24 protein-coding genes are annotated in these 22,351 nt (G+C 66.0%); 9 read left to right on the forward strand and 15 right to left on the reverse strand.

Features of this window, described 5'->3' with window-relative positions:
• The first annotated feature begins 225 nt into the window (after nucleotides 1-225).
• The gene (locus tag NA4_RS01395; protein ID WP_157128734.1) at nucleotides 226-753 is read left to right on the forward strand and encodes an Rv3235 family protein; all 528 of its coding nucleotides are present in this window, start codon (nucleotides 226-228) and stop codon (nucleotides 751-753) included.
• Nucleotides 754-1,131: 378 nt separating this feature from the next.
• Here the strand turns inward: NA4_RS01395 and NA4_RS01400 are convergent, their stop codons facing one another.
• Both NA4_RS01400 and NA4_RS01405 read right to left on the reverse strand, forming a co-directional pair.
• A complete protein-coding gene (locus tag NA4_RS01400) occupies nucleotides 1,132-2,040 on the reverse strand; it encodes a cutinase family protein (RefSeq protein WP_084496698.1) in 909 nt (302 codons plus the stop codon).
• Between the two features lie 220 nt (nucleotides 2,041-2,260).
• Nucleotides 2,261-2,860, reverse strand: coding sequence for a TetR/AcrR family transcriptional regulator (locus NA4_RS01405; RefSeq protein ID WP_067462606.1), 600 nt, complete (start codon nucleotides 2,858-2,860; stop codon nucleotides 2,261-2,263).
• A 108-nt stretch (nucleotides 2,861-2,968) separates the two neighbouring features.
• On the opposite strand from NA4_RS01405, the gene NA4_RS01410 reads away from it, so the two are divergent.
• Nucleotides 2,969-3,982 carry a crotonase/enoyl-CoA hydratase family protein gene (locus NA4_RS01410; RefSeq protein ID WP_067462608.1) on the forward strand — a complete coding sequence of 338 codons (1,014 nt, stop codon included), beginning with the start codon at nucleotides 2,969-2,971 and terminating at the stop codon, nucleotides 3,980-3,982.
• Nucleotides 3,983-4,158: 176 nt separating this feature from the next.
• On the opposite strand, the gene NA4_RS01415 is transcribed toward NA4_RS01410, so the two are convergent.
• Together NA4_RS01415 and NA4_RS01420 are read right to left on the reverse strand one after the other, a co-directional pair.
• Nucleotides 4,159-6,717 carry an MFS transporter gene (locus NA4_RS01415; protein WP_067462611.1) on the reverse strand — a complete coding sequence of 853 codons (2,559 nt, stop codon included), beginning with the start codon at nucleotides 6,715-6,717 and terminating at the stop codon, nucleotides 4,159-4,161.
• A gap of 7 nt (nucleotides 6,718-6,724) precedes the next feature.
• On the reverse strand, nucleotides 6,725-7,300 hold the full coding sequence (locus tag NA4_RS01420; protein WP_245671028.1) for a MarR family winged helix-turn-helix transcriptional regulator: 576 nt from the start codon (nucleotides 7,298-7,300) through the stop codon (nucleotides 6,725-6,727).
• A gap of 278 nt (nucleotides 7,301-7,578) precedes the next feature.
• Between NA4_RS01420 and NA4_RS01425 the strand changes: the two genes are divergently transcribed.
• Complete coding sequence (locus tag NA4_RS01425; RefSeq protein ID WP_067462617.1) at nucleotides 7,579-8,253, forward strand: DUF8176 domain-containing protein; 675 nt, start codon at nucleotides 7,579-7,581, stop codon at nucleotides 8,251-8,253.
• 225 nt (nucleotides 8,254-8,478) lie between these two features.
• The gene (locus NA4_RS01430) at nucleotides 8,479-9,657 is read left to right on the forward strand and encodes a lipase family protein (protein ID WP_157128735.1); all 1,179 of its coding nucleotides are present in this window, start codon (nucleotides 8,479-8,481) and stop codon (nucleotides 9,655-9,657) included.
• A 183-nt stretch (nucleotides 9,658-9,840) separates the two neighbouring features.
• Here NA4_RS01430 and NA4_RS01435 read toward each other — a convergent pair whose 3' ends face one another.
• Together NA4_RS01435 and NA4_RS01440 are read right to left on the reverse strand one after the other, a co-directional pair.
• A complete protein-coding gene (locus NA4_RS01435; RefSeq protein ID WP_067462623.1) occupies nucleotides 9,841-10,032 on the reverse strand; it encodes a DUF397 domain-containing protein in 192 nt (63 codons plus the stop codon).
• A complete protein-coding gene (locus tag NA4_RS01440) occupies nucleotides 10,025-10,831 on the reverse strand; it encodes a helix-turn-helix domain-containing protein (protein WP_067462625.1) in 807 nt (268 codons plus the stop codon). Before NA4_RS01440 ends, NA4_RS01435 begins: the two co-directional genes overlap by 8 nt.
• 96 nt (nucleotides 10,832-10,927) lie before the next feature.
• Here NA4_RS01440 and NA4_RS41190 point away from each other — a divergent pair, with 96 nt between their 5' ends.
• The 4 genes from NA4_RS41190 to NA4_RS01465 all read left to right on the forward strand — a co-directional run bounded on the left by NA4_RS41190 (nucleotide 10,928) and on the right by NA4_RS01465 (nucleotide 13,109).
• Complete coding sequence (locus tag NA4_RS41190; protein ID WP_067462628.1) at nucleotides 10,928-11,290, forward strand: hypothetical protein; 363 nt, start codon at nucleotides 10,928-10,930, stop codon at nucleotides 11,288-11,290.
• A 35-nt stretch (nucleotides 11,291-11,325) separates the two neighbouring features.
• The gene (locus NA4_RS41195) at nucleotides 11,326-11,532 is read left to right on the forward strand and encodes a hypothetical protein (RefSeq protein ID WP_169810961.1); all 207 of its coding nucleotides are present in this window, start codon (nucleotides 11,326-11,328) and stop codon (nucleotides 11,530-11,532) included.
• Between the two features lie 603 nt (nucleotides 11,533-12,135).
• Nucleotides 12,136-12,519, forward strand: a complete 384-nt coding sequence (locus tag NA4_RS01460) for a hypothetical protein (RefSeq protein WP_084496699.1) — start codon at nucleotides 12,136-12,138, stop codon at nucleotides 12,517-12,519.
• Nucleotides 12,516-13,109 carry a DUF3558 domain-containing protein gene (locus NA4_RS01465; RefSeq protein ID WP_084496700.1) on the forward strand — a complete coding sequence of 198 codons (594 nt, stop codon included), beginning with the start codon at nucleotides 12,516-12,518 and terminating at the stop codon, nucleotides 13,107-13,109. The genes NA4_RS01460 and NA4_RS01465 overlap by 4 nt, the downstream gene beginning before the upstream one ends.
• Before the next feature lie 248 nt (nucleotides 13,110-13,357).
• On the opposite strand, the gene NA4_RS01470 is transcribed toward NA4_RS01465, so the two are convergent.
• The 7 genes from NA4_RS01470 to NA4_RS01500 all read right to left on the reverse strand — a co-directional run bounded on the left by NA4_RS01470 (nucleotide 13,358) and on the right by NA4_RS01500 (nucleotide 19,181).
• Nucleotides 13,358-14,068 (reverse strand): ESX secretion-associated protein EspG, encoded by a 711-nt coding sequence (locus NA4_RS01470; protein ID WP_067462639.1) that lies wholly within the window; start codon nucleotides 14,066-14,068, stop codon nucleotides 13,358-13,360.
• A gap of 8 nt (nucleotides 14,069-14,076) precedes the next feature.
• Complete coding sequence (locus NA4_RS01475) at nucleotides 14,077-15,246, reverse strand: hypothetical protein (RefSeq protein WP_157128737.1); 1,170 nt, start codon at nucleotides 15,244-15,246, stop codon at nucleotides 14,077-14,079.
• A 179-nt stretch (nucleotides 15,247-15,425) separates the two neighbouring features.
• A complete protein-coding gene (locus NA4_RS38575; protein ID WP_084496701.1) occupies nucleotides 15,426-16,055 on the reverse strand; it encodes a DUF3558 domain-containing protein in 630 nt (209 codons plus the stop codon).
• Nucleotides 16,052-16,420: a hypothetical protein gene (locus NA4_RS01485; protein WP_067462648.1), complete on the reverse strand. Its 369-nt coding sequence runs from the start codon at nucleotides 16,418-16,420 to the stop codon at nucleotides 16,052-16,054. The genes NA4_RS38575 and NA4_RS01485 overlap by 4 nt, the downstream gene beginning before the upstream one ends.
• 78 nt (nucleotides 16,421-16,498) lie before the next feature.
• Nucleotides 16,499-17,077: an LppA family lipoprotein gene (locus NA4_RS01490; protein WP_169810962.1), complete on the reverse strand. Its 579-nt coding sequence runs from the start codon at nucleotides 17,075-17,077 to the stop codon at nucleotides 16,499-16,501.
• Nucleotides 17,078-17,109: 32 nt separating this feature from the next.
• The gene (locus NA4_RS01495; RefSeq protein ID WP_067462653.1) at nucleotides 17,110-18,867 is read right to left on the reverse strand and encodes an alpha/beta hydrolase; all 1,758 of its coding nucleotides are present in this window, start codon (nucleotides 18,865-18,867) and stop codon (nucleotides 17,110-17,112) included.
• The gene (locus NA4_RS01500) at nucleotides 18,864-19,181 is read right to left on the reverse strand and encodes a hypothetical protein (RefSeq protein WP_067462656.1); all 318 of its coding nucleotides are present in this window, start codon (nucleotides 19,179-19,181) and stop codon (nucleotides 18,864-18,866) included. Before NA4_RS01500 ends, NA4_RS01495 begins: the two co-directional genes overlap by 4 nt.
• A 105-nt stretch (nucleotides 19,182-19,286) precedes the next feature.
• Between NA4_RS01500 and NA4_RS01505 the strand changes: the two genes are divergently transcribed.
• On the forward strand, nucleotides 19,287-19,760 hold the full coding sequence (locus NA4_RS01505; protein WP_067462659.1) for a hypothetical protein: 474 nt from the start codon (nucleotides 19,287-19,289) through the stop codon (nucleotides 19,758-19,760).
• Nucleotides 19,761-19,970: 210 nt separating this feature from the next.
• Here the strand turns inward: NA4_RS01505 and NA4_RS01510 are convergent, their stop codons facing one another.
• On the reverse strand, nucleotides 19,971-21,026 hold the full coding sequence (locus NA4_RS01510; protein ID WP_067462662.1) for a phosphotransferase family protein: 1,056 nt from the start codon (nucleotides 21,024-21,026) through the stop codon (nucleotides 19,971-19,973).
• Nucleotides 21,023-22,231, reverse strand: coding sequence for an acyl-CoA dehydrogenase family protein (locus NA4_RS01515; RefSeq protein WP_067462850.1), 1,209 nt, complete (start codon nucleotides 22,229-22,231; stop codon nucleotides 21,023-21,025). Before NA4_RS01515 ends, NA4_RS01510 begins: the two co-directional genes overlap by 4 nt.
• Nucleotides 22,232-22,351 lie beyond the last annotated feature (120 nt).

The raw sequence follows: 22,351 nt of genomic DNA on the forward strand, positions 1-22,351 counted from the left end.
CCTCGCTCGTCGGTCATTCGGGCTCTCCGCTTCGGCGTCGGTTCGTGCGACTCCAACATAGGTCGACCGCTATGCGAGCCCCTTCCCGCTGGCGACGCGTGCGTAAGTACTCGGGTAGCCGACTACGCACGACTTTCGGCAGCGGGTCCGCAGAATCGGTCGCCAAAAGTGACTTCGGACACAGTGGTTTTGGAAGGTGTTTGGATGGCTGGATATAGTGATTGGTTGACACCCGCTCCGAATCCGGAGCCGCCGTTGGACAGTCGCCGCCGGGCCGAGCGCGACCGGACGGCGAGCGATCCAGCGGCAGCGCGCGCACTACCGTGCCGACCTCGGACGCACCTCGCCGCCTCCGGGCGGCCGGGCGCGGGCGTGCGCGGCGCGCTGCACCGGAGTCATCCGCAGGGAACTCAGCGCGACGACGCAACACTCGCCGCGGCGCGGCGTTTCGCCGATTCAGCGGTGCGGATCGTGCTGGAGGTGCTGGACCGCAGGAGACCGGTCGCGCAGCTCGCCGTGGTCGCCGACGCCACGGTCATCGCCGCGACGCGCACCCTGATCGCGGCGGACCTGGTGCCGGGCCGTGCCCTCGGTGTCGCGGTGCCGATGCGCGTGAGCGTGGCGCTCGTCGATGCCAAGACCGGCGAGGTCTACGCCGCTTACGCCCGCGGTGCCAGGCATTTCGCGCTGGCGGCGCGCATCGTACGCACCCGGTCGGCTGGCTGGCGGCTGACCGCCTTGCGCATCCGGTGACAGACGGCGCGCATGTGGCGGTGCCCGGTCAGCGCCGTCACGCGCAGGTCGAGCTGCTGGACGATCAGTTCTGGGCCGCTGGCCGGGGTGCCGGTCGCGGGCATCCTCGGCGACCAGCAGGCCGCCACCGGCTCGGTGACGCGCCGGAGCGCCGGTGGTGGATAGAACCCGTCGATCTGCCCTACCTTCAAGGTCAAGTAGCCCGCTACCTAGGTCCGTACTTCGCCCGGTGTGATGGCGGAGCAGTGACCCGCCTGTGGAACCGAGCGCCGGAGCGTCGCGGTATCGGCCCACGGTGGCGCACCTGTCACATGCCCACGCGGCGGCCTACACACCGTGGTCTCAGTGTGTGACAGGCGTCGTCGACTGCCCGCTGCTTCAGGCCTGCGAGCTCAGCCAGTCGCGCATCCAAGACAGCGCGGTCGCGCCCCCGCCGACTGGGTAGCTGCCGTAGGCGGTGTGGGCCTCGGAGCGGTAGAACTCCTCGAGCAGTCGCGCGCGTTCCTGGTTGGCCGATTCCGACAGCTGGCTCTGCAGCAGCGTGATCCCGCCGCTGGACATGAGATCGCCGATGATGGCGTTCATCTCGAGTTGGTAGCGCCAGAGGTAGGCGGGGTCCGGATGCGAGGTCTGGGCCAGGAAGCCCGCGAAGCGGGTCACGAAGTCGTCCGCGGCCGTGGCGCAGTAGAGGTCGCCGACCGCGCAGATGGTGCGGGTCTGCGGGGTGACGAAACCGAACCCGCCGATCCGCGGACCCCCCGCGCCCGCACCGCCGACCGCAGGCCCGACCAGCGCGTCGGTGGGGGAGCGGCGCGGATCGGAGATGAGTCCGACCGCCGCGATCCGGTGCGGCGGCACGACGCCCAGGCCGGTGCCGATCTCCGCGGCGAGATCCCCCGCGGCGTCGGCTCCTTGGCTGTAGCCGAGAAGCGCGATCTTCGTCGCACCGCACTCCCTGGCCATCGCCGCGATCATGCCGCGCGCGTTGTCCACGGCCTCACGCTTGGAGGCGCCGTAGACCTCGCTCTCCCACGGGAACGCCGTAGCGGAGTAGCTGACGTAGTCCACCCGCGCCGAGCTGGGCAGTCCGGCAGTGACCCCCGCGAGCATTCCAGGTCCGGGCGGGTCGCCGTCCGGCCGATCGCTGGTCTCCCATGTTCCCGGGATCGCCACTACGTACAAGCTCGGGCACTCCGGTTCGGCGACGGCCGGCCCGCTGCCGGGGCCGGCGTACATCAGCGTCATCGCCGCGATACCGATGGCCGCAGAGATCAACTTCGATCGCATGCGCTCGCTCCTGGTAGTCCACGCGCCGCAGGCGCTCCCCGGCAGGAATCGGCCTCCGCCGGTGCCGCGCGGTGGTCGGACCCGGCCCCGTCGAAGGCAGCAATGAGACTCGATGGTCTCAAAGTGCAGCCAGGATAGCGAGACTGTGTCAGACAGCACAATCGACCAACTAAGTGACGCGTGTCACAGTCCATTTGCCTCCGTTTGCGTCGGATGATTGCTATGGGCTGTGACCGAGCAGGATGGCAATGGCCTCCGCCCATCGGTCGATAGTTGCCGCGGCGGCGCGCTCCGTCGAGCGCAGTGGCCGGGACATCGCGGTGCCGCGCAATATCGCGACCGTGAGATCCCGGACGGCCGGATAGCGCGGATGCGCGACGCAGTCGGGACCGAACAGCGCGTCGACCACGCGATGGAGATCCCGCCCGGCCTGCCGTTCGGCCGCGCGCAACGCCTCGGCAAGCGACGGATCGGTGCGCGCGGCCGCCCATAATTCGAACTCCGCTTGTGCCGCGGGCCGGGCCATCGACTCGTACAACGCGGTCAGGGCGCGCAGTACCGGGTCGGAGCCCTCGCCGAGCCGATCGGCGACCTCCCGGACGGCCGCTTCGTTGCGTGCGACCAAATGACCGACCAGCCCCGAAATCAAGGCGTCGATGGTGGGGAAGTGGTGAAGTAGCGCCCCGCGGCTGACACCCGCCGCTCGCTGCACCGACAGGGTGGACAGCGCCGAGTATCCCCGCTCTGCCAGGAGATCCGCGGCGGCGTCGAGAATGCGGACGCGAGTCGCCCGCTTCTGCTCCTCACGCCGTCCGGCCATCGGGCTCCCTTCCTCGCCGAGGACGATTTCACAGTCAGTATTGACTGTCAAATGCTCCGTGCGCCAGACTGCGGATACCCGCTTCCGGCCGACGCCGAAAGGAAAACGATGACCGACAGTGGACTTCAGGACGACGCGGCCGCGTGGTACCGCAACTGGGCCGAGACCCCGGACTCGCCGTGGGCGGGCCGCCCCGAACCGGACGACGCGGCCGAGTACCGCACGCTGACCTACGAACGAGACGGCCGGATAGCGCGTATCACCTTCAACCGGCCGGAAAAAGGCAACGCGATCACGCCGGACACCCCGCACGACTTGGCGCGTGCGGTCGAGCGCGCCGATCTGGACCCACGGGTGCATGTGATCCTGCTGTCCGGGCGCGGCAAGGGGTTCTGCGGCGGGTACGACCTGAGCATGTTCGCCGAGCAGAGTTTCGCGGTGACCGGCGGACCAGACGACGTGGCGGGAACGGTCGTCGATCCGGTGGTGCAGGGCCGCAATCACGACCCGGCGCAGAACTGGGACCCGATGATCGACTACGCGATGATGAGCCGGTTCAACCGTGGGTTCGCCAGCCTGATGCAGGCGAACAAGCCGACCGTGGCCAAGTTGCACGGTTTCGCCGTGGCGGGCGGCAGCGACATCGCCCTGTTCGCCGACCAGATCATCTGCGCCGACGACACCAAGATCGGTTATCCGCCCACCCGCGTGTGGGGCGTCCCGGCCGCGGGTATGTGGGCGCATCGTCTCGGTGACCAGCGCGCCAAGCGCCTGCTGTTCACCGGTGACTGCCTCACCGGCAAACAGGCCGTCGAATGGGGCCTCGCGGTCGAATCCTGGCCCGCCGACGAACTCGATGCGCGCACCGAAGAATTCGTCGCCCGGATCGCGCGCATGCCGGTCAACCAGCTCATGATGGCCAAGCTGGCGCTCAACTCGGCGCTGTATGCGCAGGGCGTCGCCAACTCCGGCATGGTCAGCACCGTCTTCGACGGCATCGCCCGGCACACCAGGGAGGGTTATGCCTTCCAGAACCGTGCTGTCTCAGTGGGTTTCCGCGAGGCAGTCCGTGAGCGCGACGAGCCGTTCGGCGATCACAAACGCGAGCGGTCCGACCGCTAGATCGCCCGGGCGGGCCGACGCGCAACCGAGACCTGCACGTAGTTCTCGTCGGCGTCCACGTCAGGGTCCACATTCCGCGCTGCTCGTGATCATGGCTGCCCACCGGTGTACGTCTCGGAGTGCCGAGGGGGCTTGGTCGCCACGGTATCTCCGCGTCTCCGCGCGGCGACCTCGAGTCAGTGCTCGGGCGAAACCTTCCCGGCCGCTCGGTCCTCGACGTCATAGCTGAGCCGGACATCGTGCGCCGCCTCGCCGCCGCACACCGCGATCTGGCTGGTCACCGGCGGATAGCCGCGCGCGACGATCGTGTAGTCGCCCTCGGCCAGATCGGTGACCACGTAGCGGCCGTGCTCGTCGGTGCGCGTCGTCGCGATGAGCACGCCCGCGGTGTCGAGCACGCTGATCTGGACATCCGAGACCGCCCTGCCGTCGTCCGACCACGCTGTCCCGGCCAGCGCAGTCATCGGGGCGAGATCGATGTCATAGTGCAAAGGACCGTTGTCCGGCACCGTCAGCGTGATCGCGCTCGGACGCATGCGCTCGGCGATCGCCACCAGAGTGTAGGTGCCGGGGACCACGCCATGGCAGAGATAGGCGCCGTCGGAGGCGGCGGTGACGGAGCAGACGACCTCGCCGTCCGGATCGGTCAGCGTGACGGTTGCGCCGGGCAGGGGCTCGCCGCGGGTGCGCCGGACGACGCCGGACACCTCTCCTGAGCCGAGCAGCGTGATGTCGACCTGCTGTGGCCGGTCTCCGAGGGTGACATTGAGCGCCGCTGGTTGATGCCCGGCAGCCGAGACGATCAGCACGTAATCGCCCGCCTCGGGCGAGCCGACGACATAACGGCCGTCGGAGCCGCCGGTCGCCCGTGCGGCCTGACGTCCGCGCTGGTCGATGAGGGTCAGCGCGGCAGCGTCCACGGGGTGGCCGTCGGCACGGTGAACGTAACCGCCGAGGGAGCGCCCCTCGTATTCCGTGCCGTTGCCCGCGTCGAAGCTCGCGCGCGGCTCCAGATGGCGCGCGCCGTTGCCCGCGGGATCGCCCGACGCATGCTTGCCCGACGCGGCGAGTACCGGTGCCGGCTCGGACAGCGCTTGCGCGGCGCCCTCCCAGACCTGATCCGCGTCCCACCGCGGCTCGGCGTCCTCCCGCTCGCCGCCCTGCGCCGCCGCCGGGACCGGATTGTCTTGCAGCGGAATCTCTTTCATGAACATCAGCACCACGCAGGCCAGCAGCGCCACACCGGCCGCCGCGTAGAACACGCCGTGCATGGAGTCGGTGAACCCCGTGAGGATCGGTATCTTCAGCTCGTCGGGCAGAGCCGCGATACCGCTGGTGTTGGACTGCATGCCGCTGAGCTGCTCGGGGCCGAACCCGGGCGGCAGCACGCCGCCGAACGCGTCGGTGATCCGGTGCGGCAACAGGTTGAACAGGATGGTCAGGAACACCGCGACGCCGAGGGTGCCGCCCATCTGCCGGAAGAAGGTGGCCGACGCGGTGGAAACGCCCATGTCCGAGCGTGGTCCGGCATTCTGCGCGGCGATGATCAACGTCTGCATGCAGCAGCCGAGCCCGAGGCCGATCACGCCGCCGTACACCAGCGGCTGCCACAGCGCGCTGTCGTAGTGCACCTGCGCGTACAGCGTCGCGCCGATCGCGACGATGAAGGTGCCGGTCACCGGCAGGATCTTGTAGCGACCCGTCCACTTGGTGATCCGCCCGGCCACCTGCGAGCCGATCGTGATGCCGAGCACGAGCGGCAGCATCAGCAACCCGGCCTTCGTCGGCGAGTAGCCGCGCACCACCTGGAAGTACTGCGGGACCATGGTGATCGCGCCGAACATCGCTACGCCGACGATGAACCCGCCCAGGATGGTCACGCTGAAGGTGGAATTCTTGAACAGCCGCAACGGGATCAGCGCCGCGTCCTTCATCAGGTACTCGACCAGGACGAACAGCAGGAAGCCGACCGCCCCGACGCCGTAGCAGATCAGCGCGCGCTCCGACGACCAGCCCCAATGGCGGCCCTGCTCGGCGACGATCAGCAGCGGTACGACGAAGATCGCCAGCGCCAGCGCGCCGGACCAGTCGATGCGGTGGTTCTGGCGCTGGTGCGGCGCGTTGAGCACCTTGGCCACCACGAGCATGGCGAGCACGCCGACCGGGACGTTCACCAGGAACACCCAGCGCCAGCCTTCGATGCCACCGAGCTCTTGGTACTCGGAGAAGAAGCCGCCGAGCACCGGGCCGAGCACGGTGGCGCTAGCGAAGACCATCATGAAATAACCCTGGTAGCGCACTCGTTCCCGCACGGGGACGATGTCGCCGATGATGGTGAACGCCAGCGCCATCAGCCCTCCCGCACCGAGGCCCTGGAAGGCGCGGAACCCGGCGAGCTGGTACATCGAGGTGGCGAAGGTGCACGCCACCGAACCGATGACGAACAATCCGATCGCCACCAGATAGAACGGCTTGCGGCCGTAGATGTCGGCCAGTTTGCCGTACAGCGGCGTGGTGATCGTCGCGGTGATCAGGTAGGCCGTGGTCGCCCAGGCCTGTTCGTCGAAACCGTGCAGGCTGTTGGCGATCTTCACGATCGCGACGCTGACGATGTTCTGGTCGAGCGCGGCCAGGAACATGCCGAGCATCAGGCCGGACAGGATGGTCAGGATCTGCCGGTGCGACAGTGCCGTGCCCGTGGCCGGCGGCGGAGCCTGAGTGGTGGAATTCGTCATGGATGTGCTATTTCCAATCGGCTGGCTGTCGGGGAGTTCTCTCGATCCCTGCGGTGAGCCGGTCGAGCAGACCGGTCAAGGTGTCCCGGTCCCGCGCGGACCAGTCGGCCAGGATGTCGGCCAGCCATCGGTTGCGCAGCGCGCGGTTCTGCTCGAAGACGCGCACGCCCTCCGCGGTGGGAGCCAGCATGCACGCGCGGCCGTCGACCGGATCGGCCCGGCGCTCCACCAAGCCGTGTGCCACCAGCGATCTGGTCTGTCTGCTGATGGTGGAGGCTTCAGCGTGCAGCAGTTCGGCGATCCTGCCCGCGCGCTGCGGTCCCTCGTGGACCAGGCAGAACAGCACGGAGTAGGCCAGCCGTTCCAGCCCGTCGGGGCCCGGCTTGGCCAGCTGCGACTTCGTCCGGTTGACCGCTCGCATGAACCGCACGAGCTGCTTGCCGAGCTCGTCGGCGGCGGCGAGGTCGGCCGCCGTGACGGTGCGCTCGTGAGCGAGCGCAGGGAGCGAACCATCAACACAGCGCGCATCGCGCATGACTGAGCCGAGCGCCGGCGAGGTGCCGTCAGGAGCGGTAGCGGACATGGCACTCACCTCGGATATTCCAGAACACAGGTTAGTTAGCAAAGTCAATTAGTTGCTTATGGTAACTATACATCCGCTTGCCGAAACTTTGCGGGTGGGTCACTTCGCGGACTCGTCACCATCGTCGCGAGCGACTTTCGGCGACGCATCGGCCTTGCCTGTTGACCATTCGACCGACAGAATCCGCCCGAATATGCAATGTTGTTACTGCCCAACGGCATTCAGAGGGAACCCACGGTGGCCGAGTAGGCGCCGGTAAAAGGGGGTGCGGCGAGATCATGTCGTCGAACACGTCCGAGCCGGGCGGTCTGCCCGCCCGCCCGGGCCTGGCGCGGCCTCAGCGCGTGCCCACATGGCCCGGGATGATCGCGCCGCAGGGTCCGTCGCACCGCGCCGTCCGTGACCAGCGCCGGGTGCCCCGCAACCGGCGTCGGTCACGGCGCCGACCACACCGGGCCTGGCTGGTCGGCGGCGTCGGGATGGCCGCCTCGCTCGCTGCCGCGGCGCTGGTGCTGGTGTACACGGACGCGGCGTCCGCGCCACGGCAATCGGCCACCGTCGCCGACCCGGTGCTCGGCGGCGGCCCAGGCTGTGAGCCGATCCGTGGCGATCAGCTGGTGCGCGGCAACGGCACCGGTTCGGTCGACTCGGGTCCGGACGTGATCCTGGCTTTCCAGCACGCCTATTACGTAGCCCGCTCGGGCGCGGTCGCCCGTGCGTTGACGGCCCCGGACGCCGCTGTGCCACCGGTCGCCGTGATCGACGCGGGCATCGCTTCGGTGCCGGCCGGGACCCAGCACTGCGTCATGATCACCTCCATGCTCGACGGGCGCTACGACGTGGTCATCACCGAACTGCGCCCCGACTCGGCCAACCGCACTTATCGCCAGTTCGTCACCGTGGCAACCACCGGCGGCAAAACCACCATTATCAAGATCGCCGCGCCGAACTGATCCGCTCCGATTCTCCGGGTCATCGTCATTACGCCCCTGGAGCGCAGCGGATTTCGCTACGATTTCATTGCCGGAGCGGTCGATCGGCGACGAAATGCGGGGCACGTCGGGTCGGTTCAGGGGAGGTTGTCGGTGGGATTCGCACGATGCGGTGCGGTTGTGGGAGTGGCACTTTCGGTTCTTCTGGGTCTGCCTGTCCCGTCGGCTGCGTCGCCAGGCGGTTCGGTGGTTGCGGAGCCCGTGCCGCCCGAGCAGGACGCGTTCTATCGGCCACCAGCCGATTCGGTCGTGTCGAAGCGGCCGGGCGAGATCCTCGCCGCGCGGCCGATCGAGATCGCGAACCAGCTCGGCGCATCGCTGGATGCCGAGGTGTGGCAGGTGTCCTACCGGTCGAACAACAGCGCCGACCAGCCGATCGCCGCGGTCGCGACATTGCTGAAACCGCGCGCGGCAACTGGAAAGCTGGTGTCGCTGCATCCCGCCGAGGACTCCACCGGGCTCTTCTGCGCGCCGTCGTACACGATGCGCCGCTCGGTGCAGGCGGGGCTGCTGGACGGCCAGCTCGATCCGCTGCGCGGCGCGGCAGCGCTGCTGGCACAGGGGTGGAGCATCGTGGTGCCCGACCATCAGGGGCCGAACGCGGCTTTCGCCCATGGTCCGCTGGCCGCGCGGATCGCCTTGGACGGCATTCGCGCCGCCCAGCGTTTCGGCCCGCTTGGACTGCCGGGCGCGGACACCGAGGTGGCGATGTGGGGCTATTCCGGCGGCTCGATCCCCACCCTGCACGGGGCGGAACTGCGCGCGGCCTACGCACCGGAGCTGAATCTCGTCGGCGTTGTCTCCGGCGGCACCGATGTCGATCTCGAGATCATCTCGCGGGAGGCCGACAAGGGACCCGGCGCCGGTCTGGTCGCCGCCGCGATCATCGGACTCGCCCGTGAGGAACCGGCGCTGGACGCCTTCCTGCGCGCGAACGCCACCCCGCGCGGCCGCGAGCTACTCGCGGCGAAGGACCGCATGTGCGTGCTCCAACACGCCATGACGGACCCATTTCTCGACATCGACAGCCTGGTGCGGGGCGGCCTGCTGCACACGCCGATCATGCGGGACGTCTTCGCGCGCACCAGGATGGGCAAGTCGGTCCCCGACGCCCCGGTCTACCTCTACCACGCGACCGCCGACTGGCTCGTCCCCATCGGCCCGGCCGACGCTCTCGCGGCCGCCTACTGCCAGGACCCCGCCGCCCGGGTCACCTACCTCCGCGACCACCTAAGCGAACATCTGACACTGAACACCCTCGCAGAGCACAGCGTGGTCGCCTGGTTGCGCGATCGATTCGCCGGGATTGCGGCCGAAAGTGGCTGCACCACAGCGAATGTCGCCTCGATGGCACTCGGACGCTGAGCGCGTTGTGTGGGTTGTCTCCTACTCGTTTCCGGCGACCCTCCGGCAGCGCCAGTCCAGGTAGTTGATCATCAGCGGCGCTTGGACATTGTGCATGACCTGTAGACGCTGGTCGGCGGGGAGGGGACGGATGTGATTTATCCCGGATTGAGATCTGTGTGGACCGTGCTGCAACCGCAGAGGTCAGGCCAGGTCGTCGAACTCTCCGGCCTTGCAGCCCTTCAGCCAGGCTGAGAACTCTTCACGGGTGAAAGCCACGGTTCCGGCCTCGCGTGCGTTGCTGTTGCGAACGTAGATGGTGTTCGGGGTTCCAGCTACCTCGACGCATGTCTCGTTATCCGTGAAGCTAGACACTCGCCAGTCGAGGTCATCCATCGTGCTTGTACTCCCATTTCTCTGCTAGTCCGCGGACGAACTTGCGCGACTCGGTAGGGCTCAGAGCAATCTTTGCCCCGTGGTCGAACGCACTGGCGAAGTATCCCACTTCCTCGGCATCTGTGATGAACCGCCCGCCGCCGTAGGACTCGATGTGAACCCGCGGTGAACCCCACGGGTGAGACATGATCGAGAACGAGTGCAGCCGTCGCGCCTCGTACTGTCCGGCGTCAGAGGTCGTCACCCGTACCGTCACGTTCGGCAACTCCGACAGCTCCGCCAATGTCCGCAACTGTTCGGACATCACATCTGCCGTGCCGACACAGAGCCTCAACGACGATTCCGGCTGAATCACGTCCAGCACCAAGTCCCCCGACCGGACACGCTTCTGTCGGTGCAAGCGCTGGTCGACAGCCTGCTGAACGTAGGTGTCCGAGACTCCCGAGATGCCCACTCTGCTCACCAGGGCTTCAACGTAGGCCGGAATCTGTAGCAGTCCGTAGACGGCTCGTGGTTCGTGCGTGCGGATGGACGTAGCCGACTGTTCCATGCCGAGATACGTCGACAGCCATTCCGGCATCTCGCCCTCGATGGCAGGAAGGCTACTCAGCATCGCCGAAAGTTCATCCGTCGTAACTCCAAGTGCCTCGGCGTATTTCGGCCGCTGCGCCGGATACGGCGTCCCCTCGTTACGCTCCCATCTGCCAAGCGTGGTTCGATCCACCCCCACTGCTTCGGCTATCTGCTCTTGAGTCTTCCCGGTCGCCTTCCGCGCCTCGATAAGACGGTGCCTGCGCATACATGCATCGTAGGTGCAACTTGCGCGCCGTGGTCTGTTTCGACGGCAGCGCTGAACATTGAATGCACCAGGGGAAATCCGAAGAGAGGCAGTTCAATGTACGCACTACCGCAACGGATTCCGGGTGAGCATGAGTACCCAGCGGGCACGGTAGAGCGTCCGTCCGTCGATCTGATCAGACGTACCGCCGTCGCGCTTGCGCAGTGGGCGGACGCCGACGCGAGGGGGTTGTCAGTGGATACCGGAACGGCAGAGGCAGCGGTATTGGCTGTACTCGCACCGGGCGGGATGCTCACCGCCGACCAGATCAGCCGCGACGCGCAGCTCACCGGATGGTCGGCCCGCCGGGCGATAGGTCAGCTCGAATCACGTGGCCTCATCATGGCGACTCCGCACGCTTCACGGTGGTCGATCACCCCACGCGGGCGGTCGGTGTGGGCTGCCCAGAGCGGCTGGTGAAGATGGGCGACGGATGCATCGCGGTCGCTATCGGCTTGCCGCTCGCCGCGTTCATCGCGGTGATCCTCTGGCCGAAACGGATACCGAAACGACGGTCGGTGGAGGAAATCAAGCGGCGGCTCGAGGACGAGCTTGCCGGGCTCCGCCGCTGGATTGTGCCGGTGCGCGACCGGTTCCGGCCCAGCATGGAAACCATCCTGGACGCGCCGACCGAGGCAGACCGGGAGATGTGCAATGCCTGAATGTGATTGTGGCCCGTGGATAAAGCTGTCGCACTGCGGAGTCGGAAAGTTCGACCCACGCACGAACACGCTAGTCGAAGTCGCCTGCCCGGCACGGTCCTGCATGAAATGGGTGCCGCTCGTACACGGCAGGATCGACAAACACGACGGCTGGGTTCCTGGGGGTTGTCCGTGGATCGGCGTCCGCGTGGTCGATGACCGCGCTGACGTTCCGGCCCGTCAACGGGGAATCATCGACAACGAGACAGTGCGACGGGACGGTACGCGGTGAGGACCGATGTGCCCCCGCTCCCCGAAGAATCGGATGTACGCCTCAGCGTCTTTCTGCACGGTGCACGATTCGACTTCGCCGCCTGCCTCACTGCCGCGCTGCTATTCTTTCAAGACCACCAGGCGCGCCACTACGCGGACGCTGTCGAAGTGCTCCCTGGCGACACCGCGAACCTGCCCCGGCTACCGTGTGAGCGCTTGTTTCTCGAACCGTGAATCAGGAACTACCAGCGGCGCTCCTTCTCGGCGCGGCACCGTCTCGCACTATCAGCTGGCAAGCAGTCGGGCGACGAAGAAGCTGGTAGCCCGCCAGAGACGGTCGATTGGGGGTTCATGATGCAGGTCGAGCACGGCAGGGCGGAGATCCAGGCGTTCAGCCAGGCCGCCGGGGCCGGGCAGCTCGAGTTCGACAAGGATGCGGTCCGAGAAGTCGTTCGGCTGTATGACGTTCTCATCGACGGTCTGGTGGCTGAACAGAGATACATCAAAGATGCCCTCGTCCTAGCAGGTTTCGGAGGGTTCGGTTCTACGCAGCAACTTGCGGCCGGGTTCTCGAACAAGGCCAATCAGCTGTTCGACGTGCTGACGCAATTCATCGAAGGCGCGATGATGCTGCAACAGGCGTATTTGCGCGCAGGCCAGATGTACGAGGAGGCGGACCAAAAGAACGCCGCTGCATTGCGTTTCACCGCTGAGTCCAATGGACTGGACGCATGAAACCTACAGCCGCTGCCGCGTGGTGCGGCATCGCCGCCCTGCTTGTCGCGGGCTGTAATGCTGGATCATCAGGCGAAGACCCCGCTACTGTGGCGTCAAGCCAGGCAAAGCTGGCTGTTTCCGTGCCGCCGGCTCCGGCCCAACGGAACCAAGGTCGTCAAGACGTAGTCTTCGACCCCTGTTTCAGGATCGACGATGCCACAATCGAGCGAGCTGGCTACGACCCGAGGACCCGCAAGCGCTCGGATTTCATCGCCGACCGCTATTCCTTTCTCGGATGCGAGTTCGAACACAAAGAGAAGGGGCTGTTGATCAGGTCGGTAACCATCGATTCGACGAACCTGACGCTCGAGGAGTATCGAAGTCGATACTCGAATTCCCTGACGAATACATCGGTGGCCGGCCGCGAGGCTGTGATGTACCAGCTTCCGGGCGACTCCGCGAACACGACGTGTTTCCTGGCTATGAAGTCGCTTGACGGGGTGCTCGAACTGCAACTCAACGTCAATGAGGCTCGGACCGCAGACCGAGCCTGCGACCTTATCCAAGGCACGGCCGAGACCATCGAACCAAGCCTGCCACGCGCGTAGAGGAGATCGCTGCAATACGAGTCCGATCTGCCAGCATGATCACACTCAGGCGCGAACCTTGCGTCTGGCTACGGCAAGGTAGCTTCTATCGCCCGAGCGGCGGCATCAATCTGGTCGCACGGCTTCCAGTCCGGAGCACTAGTGGCGCCGCCCAGCCGTACGCTGACCGTGCCATCAGGTCCGACCATCGCGTAGAGGCACTCGTGCCAGGAGCGCACCAGGCTGAGGTGCTGCGAGCTATCCGCAGGCTACGCCTCCATCAGCCGCGCGAGGGATCGGCGGACCTCATCGGCACTGCACGGGTCGATGAGGAAGTCGCCGTGGCGGCGCGTGTATACATAGCGGCCGTCGCCCTCGACATCGAACCAGCTCAGGTATCGGGGCGGAAGAGGGCGTGCCGCGCGGCGGTCACACAGAATCTCGATATGCCCAGAGCCGACGCGAGGTGCGGCAAGCAGGCTACGCATCCGGTCGAGAATTGACGACTCATCGCGAACCAGCCCGACAACCGGGTGGTCCTCCTGGAGCCGGCCCCAGGACTCGACCATGCTGGGATGTCGGCCCGCAGGCTGATTTCCAGAGACAGCAGCAAAGACCTTCGGCACGAACCCTGGAGAGCCGACCTCGATAATGACGTTGCCGCCGACTGCAGGCTCTGGGCCGGGCCGCTGCACCATCGTGACACCGATGTTCGCGGTCACCGCACCGCAAGCGCGTAGCGGGTGTCTCCGGCTGCCGATCAGGATGAGCGACATGTCCGGGTCCGCAGCAGTCCGCAGCACCGGCAGCAGGTCAGGATCCTCGAGCACCGGAAGCCGTCGTCGCAGTTCGCGTTCGATTTCCTCCCATTCGTCACGCCACACCACCGACGGCCGCAGGCTCAACGGGATAGGGTTGCGATCAGCGCCTAACTGTTGCCAGGCATAGAGGAATTCGTCCGGCGTGAACTCCCACCTCATCGATCACGCTAACCCTGGTCCGGTCGCGTCCGGTCACGCGCGTCGGCCCAGTCGTCCCGCGGCGGGGCAGGATTTTCACCGAGCACCGGAGGCACCATCGGTCTGCGCTCACCGACGAGGTCGATCTTGTTCTGCTCATGGACCAACAGCTCCCGGCGGCCCTGGTGCTCTTTGTCATCGTCCGCGGACTTGCCCCGCGCACCGGGCGGCATCATGCCGGGCATACCCGGCATTCCTACCGAAGCCGCAGGCCGTGCCGCAACGCCACCGGGCGCACCGAACGGGTTGCCAGCTCCAGGTGACCCGGCAGGACTCCGGACGCTGTGCCCCGGACCACCCGGGCTTGCCGACGTGCTCGGGCCGGGCGAACCCTGGATTCTGGAGCTTGGCGCACTCCCCGGAGCAGCTCCCGTCGGTGTGGTATTGCCAGGACCGACACCGGCGGGCGTGGTCGATGCTGGCGTACTGCTGGTCTGCGGACTGCTTCCTTGGCTCCCAGTCGAATCCGCGGCCGTAGCGGCCGGTGAGACGCCAGCCGTTTCGGTCCCCGGCTGCCCCTGGGTGTCAGGCCCGCCAGGCGCGGTCGGTTCACTGGAGCCACTGCCGACCTGCTGGTTGCCGTTAGCGAAGCCTGCTGAGCCCAGACCGTTGGATACCGGCAACCCCGGGCCGTCAGCTGGTGAACTCGGGGCGACGAAGGTCGGGACTCCTTGTCCGGCGGGCTCGTATGTTGGCACGTAGTAATTCCGCATCGCCCAGATGGCGGTCTGATGCGCTTCCTGCTCGATCGCCTGCTGAGCGACCGCCTGCGCGGGACTTTCCGCACCCGCAAGCGCGGGAATCGGCGCCGACGGGGGGACCGGCGGAATTTGTGCCTTCACCACCTCCGCCCCAAAAGCGGAAGCCTCGATCCTCTGGTACACCCCTTGGACGATGTCCTGGATATCGCCCAACTCGTTCAGGAAACGCTGCGTCGCGGCCTGCACTGCGTCCGCTGAGGCCCCCTCCCAGCCCTGCGCGATGCTCGTGCGCAACTTCGCGTTGAGACCCATTATGTTGGCCAGGAAGGCGTCACCGATCTTCTTCCACGCCTGCGCCGACGAATGCATGACACCAGGCTGCATGGCCTGCGCCTTCTCGTAGATCTCCTGATGCGACAATCCGGCGAACTCCTCCATCCGCTGGATGTAGGCAGGGTCCCGGCCCCCATGACCAACCAGACGGTCTGCACCCTCGGCCCCACGCTGCATCGTTTGTGATGCATCGCGTTTCGGCGCCACCTTCGAATCAAGACCCGGAATACCCGACAGGACGGGGAACGGGGACCCAGACGGGTTCGACTCGTCATTGCTCACGATCAGTTGTCCTTGCCAATGGAAGGTTCAAGGGCTGTCGCGGCTTCTACTATGCCGTCGCAGGGCTTGAGGCCCTTAACGCGGCCTGGGGTGCTGACGAAGAAGGAAAGTCCGAGATACCCTGCCTTCGTCCGCATGTCGAGTGAGCACTCGTCGAGATTCGTCTTCTGCGTGATAACGGCTTCACGACCATTGATGGTCACCGGCTGCGTCTTCCCTGCGTACTTGCTCTTTACCTCTTCGAGCGCGACATTCCCAGAATCGAGTTGCAGGGTTCTGTCCGAAGTCCTGAAATCGCATGTGAGGAAGGTGTATTCGCCGACAATGTCGTTGCCGCGCTTCCGTGTGGCCGGGTCGAACCCGAGTCGAGAAATCACGTCATCTTCGACCCACGTGCAAGGGTCAACAACAACATTGGGGCGTCCACCGGCCTTCGTGAAATCGTTGTCTTGCGAGGGTGGCTGGAGCCTGGAGGCCGTCAGGGTTGGCCTGCTGACAGTTGTCGCCGCCGCCGTGGCTGGCTCAGATGCCGATGTCTCCGATGCCGGGGTGCCGTCGTTCGAACATGCACCCAGTGCCCCGATAGTCAGCGCGAGCACCGCTGTCTTACTGCCGATGGCGCGCCATTTCATCGCGTGACCTCCCTGGTTGCGGTGCTGATCGCGGCGGCGTTGGCAGCGTCCGCCTCGTCGAGTAGTCCAGCTGCGCGGAGGATTGCCGCTTTCATGCGAAGCGCACCCTGCTCCGCAGCTATCAGGGCTTCTGCCCCCTGAACAGCCTTGCCCTCGAACCCGGACTGCAATTGCTGCGCTGAGTCGAATCCGCCAAATCCATCGAGCTTCTGGAGTCGTCCGATCTCCTCTTGGCGAAGGCGCATCATCTCCGCGAACCAGTCGAAGTGGGCCGCACATTCACGCGCGGTACCTGGTTCTAGGCGGAACTGCCCGGCTACCGCTGCCTGCCACAGTTCGGCCGCCGAGGCGTGTCCGATGTCCATCACTGACCCTCCTGCTCCAGCGTGCGGTTACCTACTTGGACGCGCCGGGCGACCGAACGGTTCCACCTGCCACGAATTTCACCGAGTCGAGGGGATAGGCGAGCCGAACTTGTCTTGCGGCAGGTGGCATCCGACGGTTCCGGAGATGATGGTGACACGGTCGCTGCCGATCCAGATCGTCGTGCCAGTGTCGGGGTTGTAGAAGTTGGCCCCACGCCCCATGTCGGTGCTTGGTTCCTCAGTTGCCTGCCCCTGCCGGATAGCACCGAGCGTGGCGGCCAGCGCACGTACTCGTTCGACGTACGTGGGCCAGACGTCGTCGGGTATTCGTATGTTCGAGTATAGATTTTGAAGTCGCACCGTTCGGCCCTCTGTCTGGTCGAATGGCCGCGGACAGCTGGCGACCTCTCGGTCGCGGTTCGGGCCGAGGCTGATTCCTGGCACGAGTTCGTTAGCCACGGTGCCGATTTGTTCCATGATCGTCCGCACCTTGCGTTCTGCTTCTTCGAGGCTGGGTCGATCGAGCAGCTGCTGCGTAGCCTGCCGAGTTTCCTCGTCTGTCGTCTGTGGGTGCGGATCATCGGCTGCCTCGTAGACCACGACCGTCAGCACGACGACCCCGATAATCGACAAGACGATGCTCGCGAGGATGATCACGACGGTGAGGCTGATCCGTTGGAATCGGGTTCTCATCGCATCGCATTCTCGGGTAGTCCTGCCACGATTGCGGCGAGGTTGTATCCGGAGCGGTGCAGGTTACCGGTGCTGGGGTCGGTACGCGGGTACTCGGCATGTCCCGATGCCCCTGTGTAAGTCCGACCATCTACGGTGATCGGATCGGTGCTGAGTGGGGTGATCCAATCCATTTGGTTTGGGCTGCGGCCGAAGCTGCTGAAGTTCGCCACCGGGTCATCGTGCTCGGTCATCTGGTACACGTGGTGGCTCTGCAACCCTAGGTCGGCTGGCGAGTCGACCACGTCGTTCACACCGGACATCGCGATCAACCCGGGAAGTGCAGGAATGGGGGCGGCCGGAATATGTCCGCCGAGGCCCGGTGACCCGTAGAAAACGACGTCGTCGACCGCCCGGCCGTTCTCTTGGAGCGCCAAACTGGTTGTCAGTGACCCGTACGAGTGGCCCAATGCCGTGATGTGCGGGTCATTTTGGGTGCTCGCGACGTCTAGGCCCTCATAGAACTTGGCCAGCACCGGCGCTGCTTCCTGTGCGCGATCCGGCGACGCGACGTTGACGATATCGAGGTCGTTGTATGTCTTCTGCGGTGGGTCGTAGCCAATCCACGCGATTGTGGAGACGGTCTCGTTCGGTCGTCCCGCCTGTGACAGTTGTGACTCGGATTCCTTCTTGAGTTGCTCTGCTTCGTTGACCATGCTGCCCAGCGATTCACGCACGTTCGTGCCGAGACCCGGAGTGGTGACCGAGACGTGGTCGGCGCTGTCCGGATCACCGACCGCGACGGCGGCCCGCACCTGCCGCCCGGATTGCGTATCGAGCACCATCAGCTGCCGAGGTGGTTTTCCATCCTGGTTCGTGATCGCCTTCTCCACGGCCAGAAGGTCGTCTCGGCGCTTCTTGGAGTCTTCGAGCTGTTGCTGCGCATATGCCGATGTGGGGCTCGCCTTCACGAGTGCCTCGTTGACGGCGATTTCCTGATCGAGCCGCGCCTTCTCGATCGGAATCAGATTCCGGTTGGCCTGATCTCTCACGCTGGCGGGCAAGCCATCGAGATTACCCACGGACGCGGGCTGCGTGTTGACCACTGACGCCTGCTCCTGGGGTGTCAGCGAATCCCACCACGCGCGATTCTCCTCAGGGGTGCCGTTCTTCGGTGCCGGCTTCGGCTGCGACGTCGGCGTGGTCGCGTTGCCGAAGGAATCCGCAGCTGGTAGGTCGGAGAATGCGGTGTTGATGGCCTTTTCCGCCCGGTTGTCCACGTCGGCAGCATGGTTCAGCGCCTGCTTGACGAATGCCGTCTGCTGGTCGGCGGATGTCCGAAGCGCCGCCATGGCGGTGACGTACCTGTTCGCATCACCGGTGACGGATGCGTAAACGGCGTGCTTTGTCGACTCCCTGATCGTGCAGGTGCCATCAGGAGCGACATCCAGCCCCTTCGCCTCGGCAGCGACCTTAGTCTGCTGCACCAGGGACTTGGCTGCGGTGAAGTTCAAGCTCGCGATCTTGGCGGCGTCGCGTCCTTTTTCCAACGCCTCCAACGCCTTCCGGGCCTTGTCATAGACCTGCCGAAACCGATCGCGCATTGCGTCGCCAGCCTGGCCCTGGAACGTCTCATGAGAGCCGTCGACAGAGCGATTTTGCGCATCGAGATTGGTACGCAGCTCGTTCGCCTGCCGATCCCAGTCACCTGCTTGGGCGGTGAATGCTTCGGGGCGCCAACTCAATACCTGCGGCACGGTCAGATGCTGGCTCATCGCACGCCCTCGGTGGCTGCACCGATTCCGGTGGCCGTGGACTGGTCACGCTGCTGATAAGTCACAATCGCACCGACGACGGTGCCGCCCATCTCCATCATCGCGGTGGCGACTGCGCCCATCGCTTGGTCCGCTCGACGGCTCGCAGCGTGGTAGGCGTTCGGCGCGTTGGCACCTGGGAAACCGTCGGCCATCCCGTCTGCGAGGGCACCACCCCGGCCGACCACGCGGATCTGCTCGCCAGCGGTTCCGAGCCCATCGGCGAGCGTTCGAGTGGCGGGGATGTCGAGATACAGGATGTCTTGTGCGCCCACGTTTCCCCCTCGGTTCGCTTGGCCACCCTCCGGCCCGCTGGTCTCCCGGTCCCAGGTCACTATAAGCTTCGGCGGCAGGAATCAGGAAACGGGGGAGGACTTCTCATGTCGGATATCGACCCGCTCACCAGCAACATCGAACAGCTGGAAACCTCCCTCACCCGGTCCGCCACGGCGTCAACGGCCGGTGATGTCGCAGCCGTGGAAGTCGATCCGGACGGAAGCCTACGCGCGATCCGGCTCACCGATGTCGGCCGTCGACTCGACCCCGATACCATTGTCGAGGCTATCGTTCGCTTGCACGCCGCCGCGCTTGTCGAGGCGCGCAAGTCTGTCGCGGAAGCGATAGCGAAGATTGAGAACGATCCCCGCCTGCGCACACAGCACGATCGCGCGGTGGACGCCCTCAACCAGCCAGTGCCTCGCCAAGCACATCCCACCACGCCATCTTGGCCGCAGCCTCAAACTCCAACCCGGCCAGCTCCACAGCAGTCTGTCTCACAGCAGCGCCGCGAACCAACGCCGGAAGAGGACGAAGAGATGGACCGCTATTACCAGCGCAAGAGCTGGCTTGAATAGTGAACGGAATGCCGTGCATAGCCTGCGGATCGACCGCTCGTCGTCTTCGGGAGGCTCGGCCCGCGGATGGCGTTTCCCGGCGTTGAGTCCCGATCGGAGCGTCGGCAGGATTTCGTGCTCCTCCAGACCGATGGACTACGCGATGGTGTGCAGCCGCTCGACCACCTCCGCCTCGCTCATCCCGGCACCGGCCATCAGCGCGGCAAAACCTCAGGTCAGGCCCGCGATTTTCCGGCAGCGCCAGTCCAGGTAGTTGATCGCCATCCAGAAGTCCTTGAACGCCGGGTTGGTGGTCTGCCCATGGTGATAGCGGTAGTAGATCTGCTGGGCGATGACGGCCAGGCGGAACAGGCCGAAAACCTCGTAGAACGGCCAGTTCTCGGCCGAATGGCCGGTGCGCTCGCAGTAGTGGGCGACGATCTGGGCGCGGGTCAGCATGCCGGGCAGGTGGCTCGGCTGGCGGCGGACGGCCAGCATGGCCTCGTCGTCGTCGGCCTGCACCCAGTAGGCCAGCGCGCCACCGAGGTCCATCAGAGGATCGCCCAAGGTCGCCATTTCCCAGTCGAGTACGCCGACGATCGCGCCCGAACCGGATGGGTCGAGCACGAGATTGTCCAGGCGGAAGTCGTTGTGGATGACGGTGGTCGCGATGTCCGGCGGCTGGTTGCTATCCAGCCAGGCCATCACCGCCGCGAAATCGCTGACATTGTCGGTGCGCGCATTGACGAAACGGCGCGACCAGCCTGAAACCTGGCGGCCGACGTAGCCCGATCCTTTGCCGATTTCGCTGAGTCCCGCTGCTACGGGGTCCACCTCGTGCAGTTCGACCAAGCAGTCGAAAGCCGTGGTGGACAGTCGCCGCGCCTGATCGATGGACAAACTCATCCCCTGCGGCAGATCACCGCGCAGGATGGTGCCCGCCACCCGCTCCATCACATAGAACTCGCTGCCGATCACACCCGGGTCGACACACCGGGCGACCATCCGTGGCACGTACGGGTAGTGCGGACGCAGCCGTTGCTGCACCAGGAACTCGCGGCCCATGTCGTGTGCGGAAGCGGCCTTCGTGCCGCTCGGCGGCCGCCGCAGGATCAGGTCGCGGTCCGGATAGCGCAGGAGATAGGTGAGATTCGACGCGCCACCGGAGAATTGGCGTACCTCGGGCGGACCGACGAGGTCCGGCACCTGCTCGGCGAGCCAGGCGTGCATGGCCGCGACGTCGAAGGAGTCTTCGGCGCGGACGGCACCGGCATCTGGTGCGCTCACCGGTCGGACCCGTACTTGCGTAGTTCCTGGCGGGCGATCACGCCCAGGTGCACTTCGTCGGGGCCGTCGGCGAAGCGCAGCGACCGAATGCCCGCGAACGCTCGCGCCAGGGGGAAATCATCGGAAAGCCCGGCGCCGCCGTGCAATTGGATCGCCATGTCGAGGACCTCCTGGGTCATCCTCGGTACGACCGCCTTGATCTGGGACACCTCACTGCGCGCGCCGGCCAGTCCCTTCGTATCCAGCAGCCATGCGGTGTGCAGGACGAGCAACCTGGCCTGATTGATCGCGACGCGGGCATTGGCGATGCGCTCCCGATTACCGCCGAGATTGGCCAGCGGCTTCCCGAAGGCGGTGCGCGAGAGGCTGCGGCGACAGGCCAGCTCGAGCGCACGCTCGGCGAGGCCGATGGCGCGCATGCAGTGGTGGATGCGGCCGGGGCCGAGGCGGCCCTGCGCGATCTCGAATCCCCGTCCCGGCCCGGCGATCACAGCGTCCAAGGGGAGCCGCACGTCGGTGAAGGTGACCTCGCCGTGCCCGTAGGGTTCGTCCAGGTAGCCGAAGGTGCTGAGCATGCGCTCGACCCGCACGCCTGGCGTGTCCAGCGGGACCAGCACCATGGAATGGCGCTGATAGGGATGCGCCGCCGGGTCGGTGAGGCCCATGAAGATGACGAACGCGCAGTTCGGATGGCCGATGCCGGTGCTCCACCACTTGCGGCCGTTGAGCACGATCTCGTCGCCGTCCACCACGGCGGTCGCGGCCATGTTGGTCGCGTCGGAGGAGGCGACCTCGGGCTCGGTCATGCAGAACGCGGAGCGGATCGTGCCGTCCAGCAGCGGCCGCAGCCACTCCCGGCGCTGCTCCGGGCTGCCGTAATGCAGCAGCACCTCGGCGTTGCCCGTGTCGGGCGCATTGCAGTTGAACACCTCCGGCGCCCAGCCGGAGCTGCCCATCGCCTCGGCCATCGGCGCGTAGTCGACGTTGCTCAGACCCGCGCCGTGTTCCGGATCGGGGAGGAAGAGATTCCACAGCCCCGCGGCCCGCGCCTTCTGTTTGAGCTCTTCGACCACCGGCGGGACCGCCCACGGCGATTCCCGCAGGAAGGCGGCGTGCTCGGCCTCGCGCGGCTCGATCTCGTCGCGGACGAACTGCCGCACCTGGTCGGTGAGACGGACGGCTCGGTCGGAATGTGTGAAATCCATACCCATCCTCAGGCTGTGCTGAGCATTGCTCAACTTCCGGTCGGGTTATTGGTAGCATAGTGTTGAGCATTGCTCAATAGACGAGGCGTGATCGAATGCGCAGCGCCTCGTCCCGCCGAC

Origin of the sequence: Nocardia amamiensis NBRC 102102 (assembly GCF_001612745.1) — a bacterium.
GTDB lineage: Bacteria > Actinomycetota > Actinomycetes > Mycobacteriales > Mycobacteriaceae > Nocardia > Nocardia amamiensis.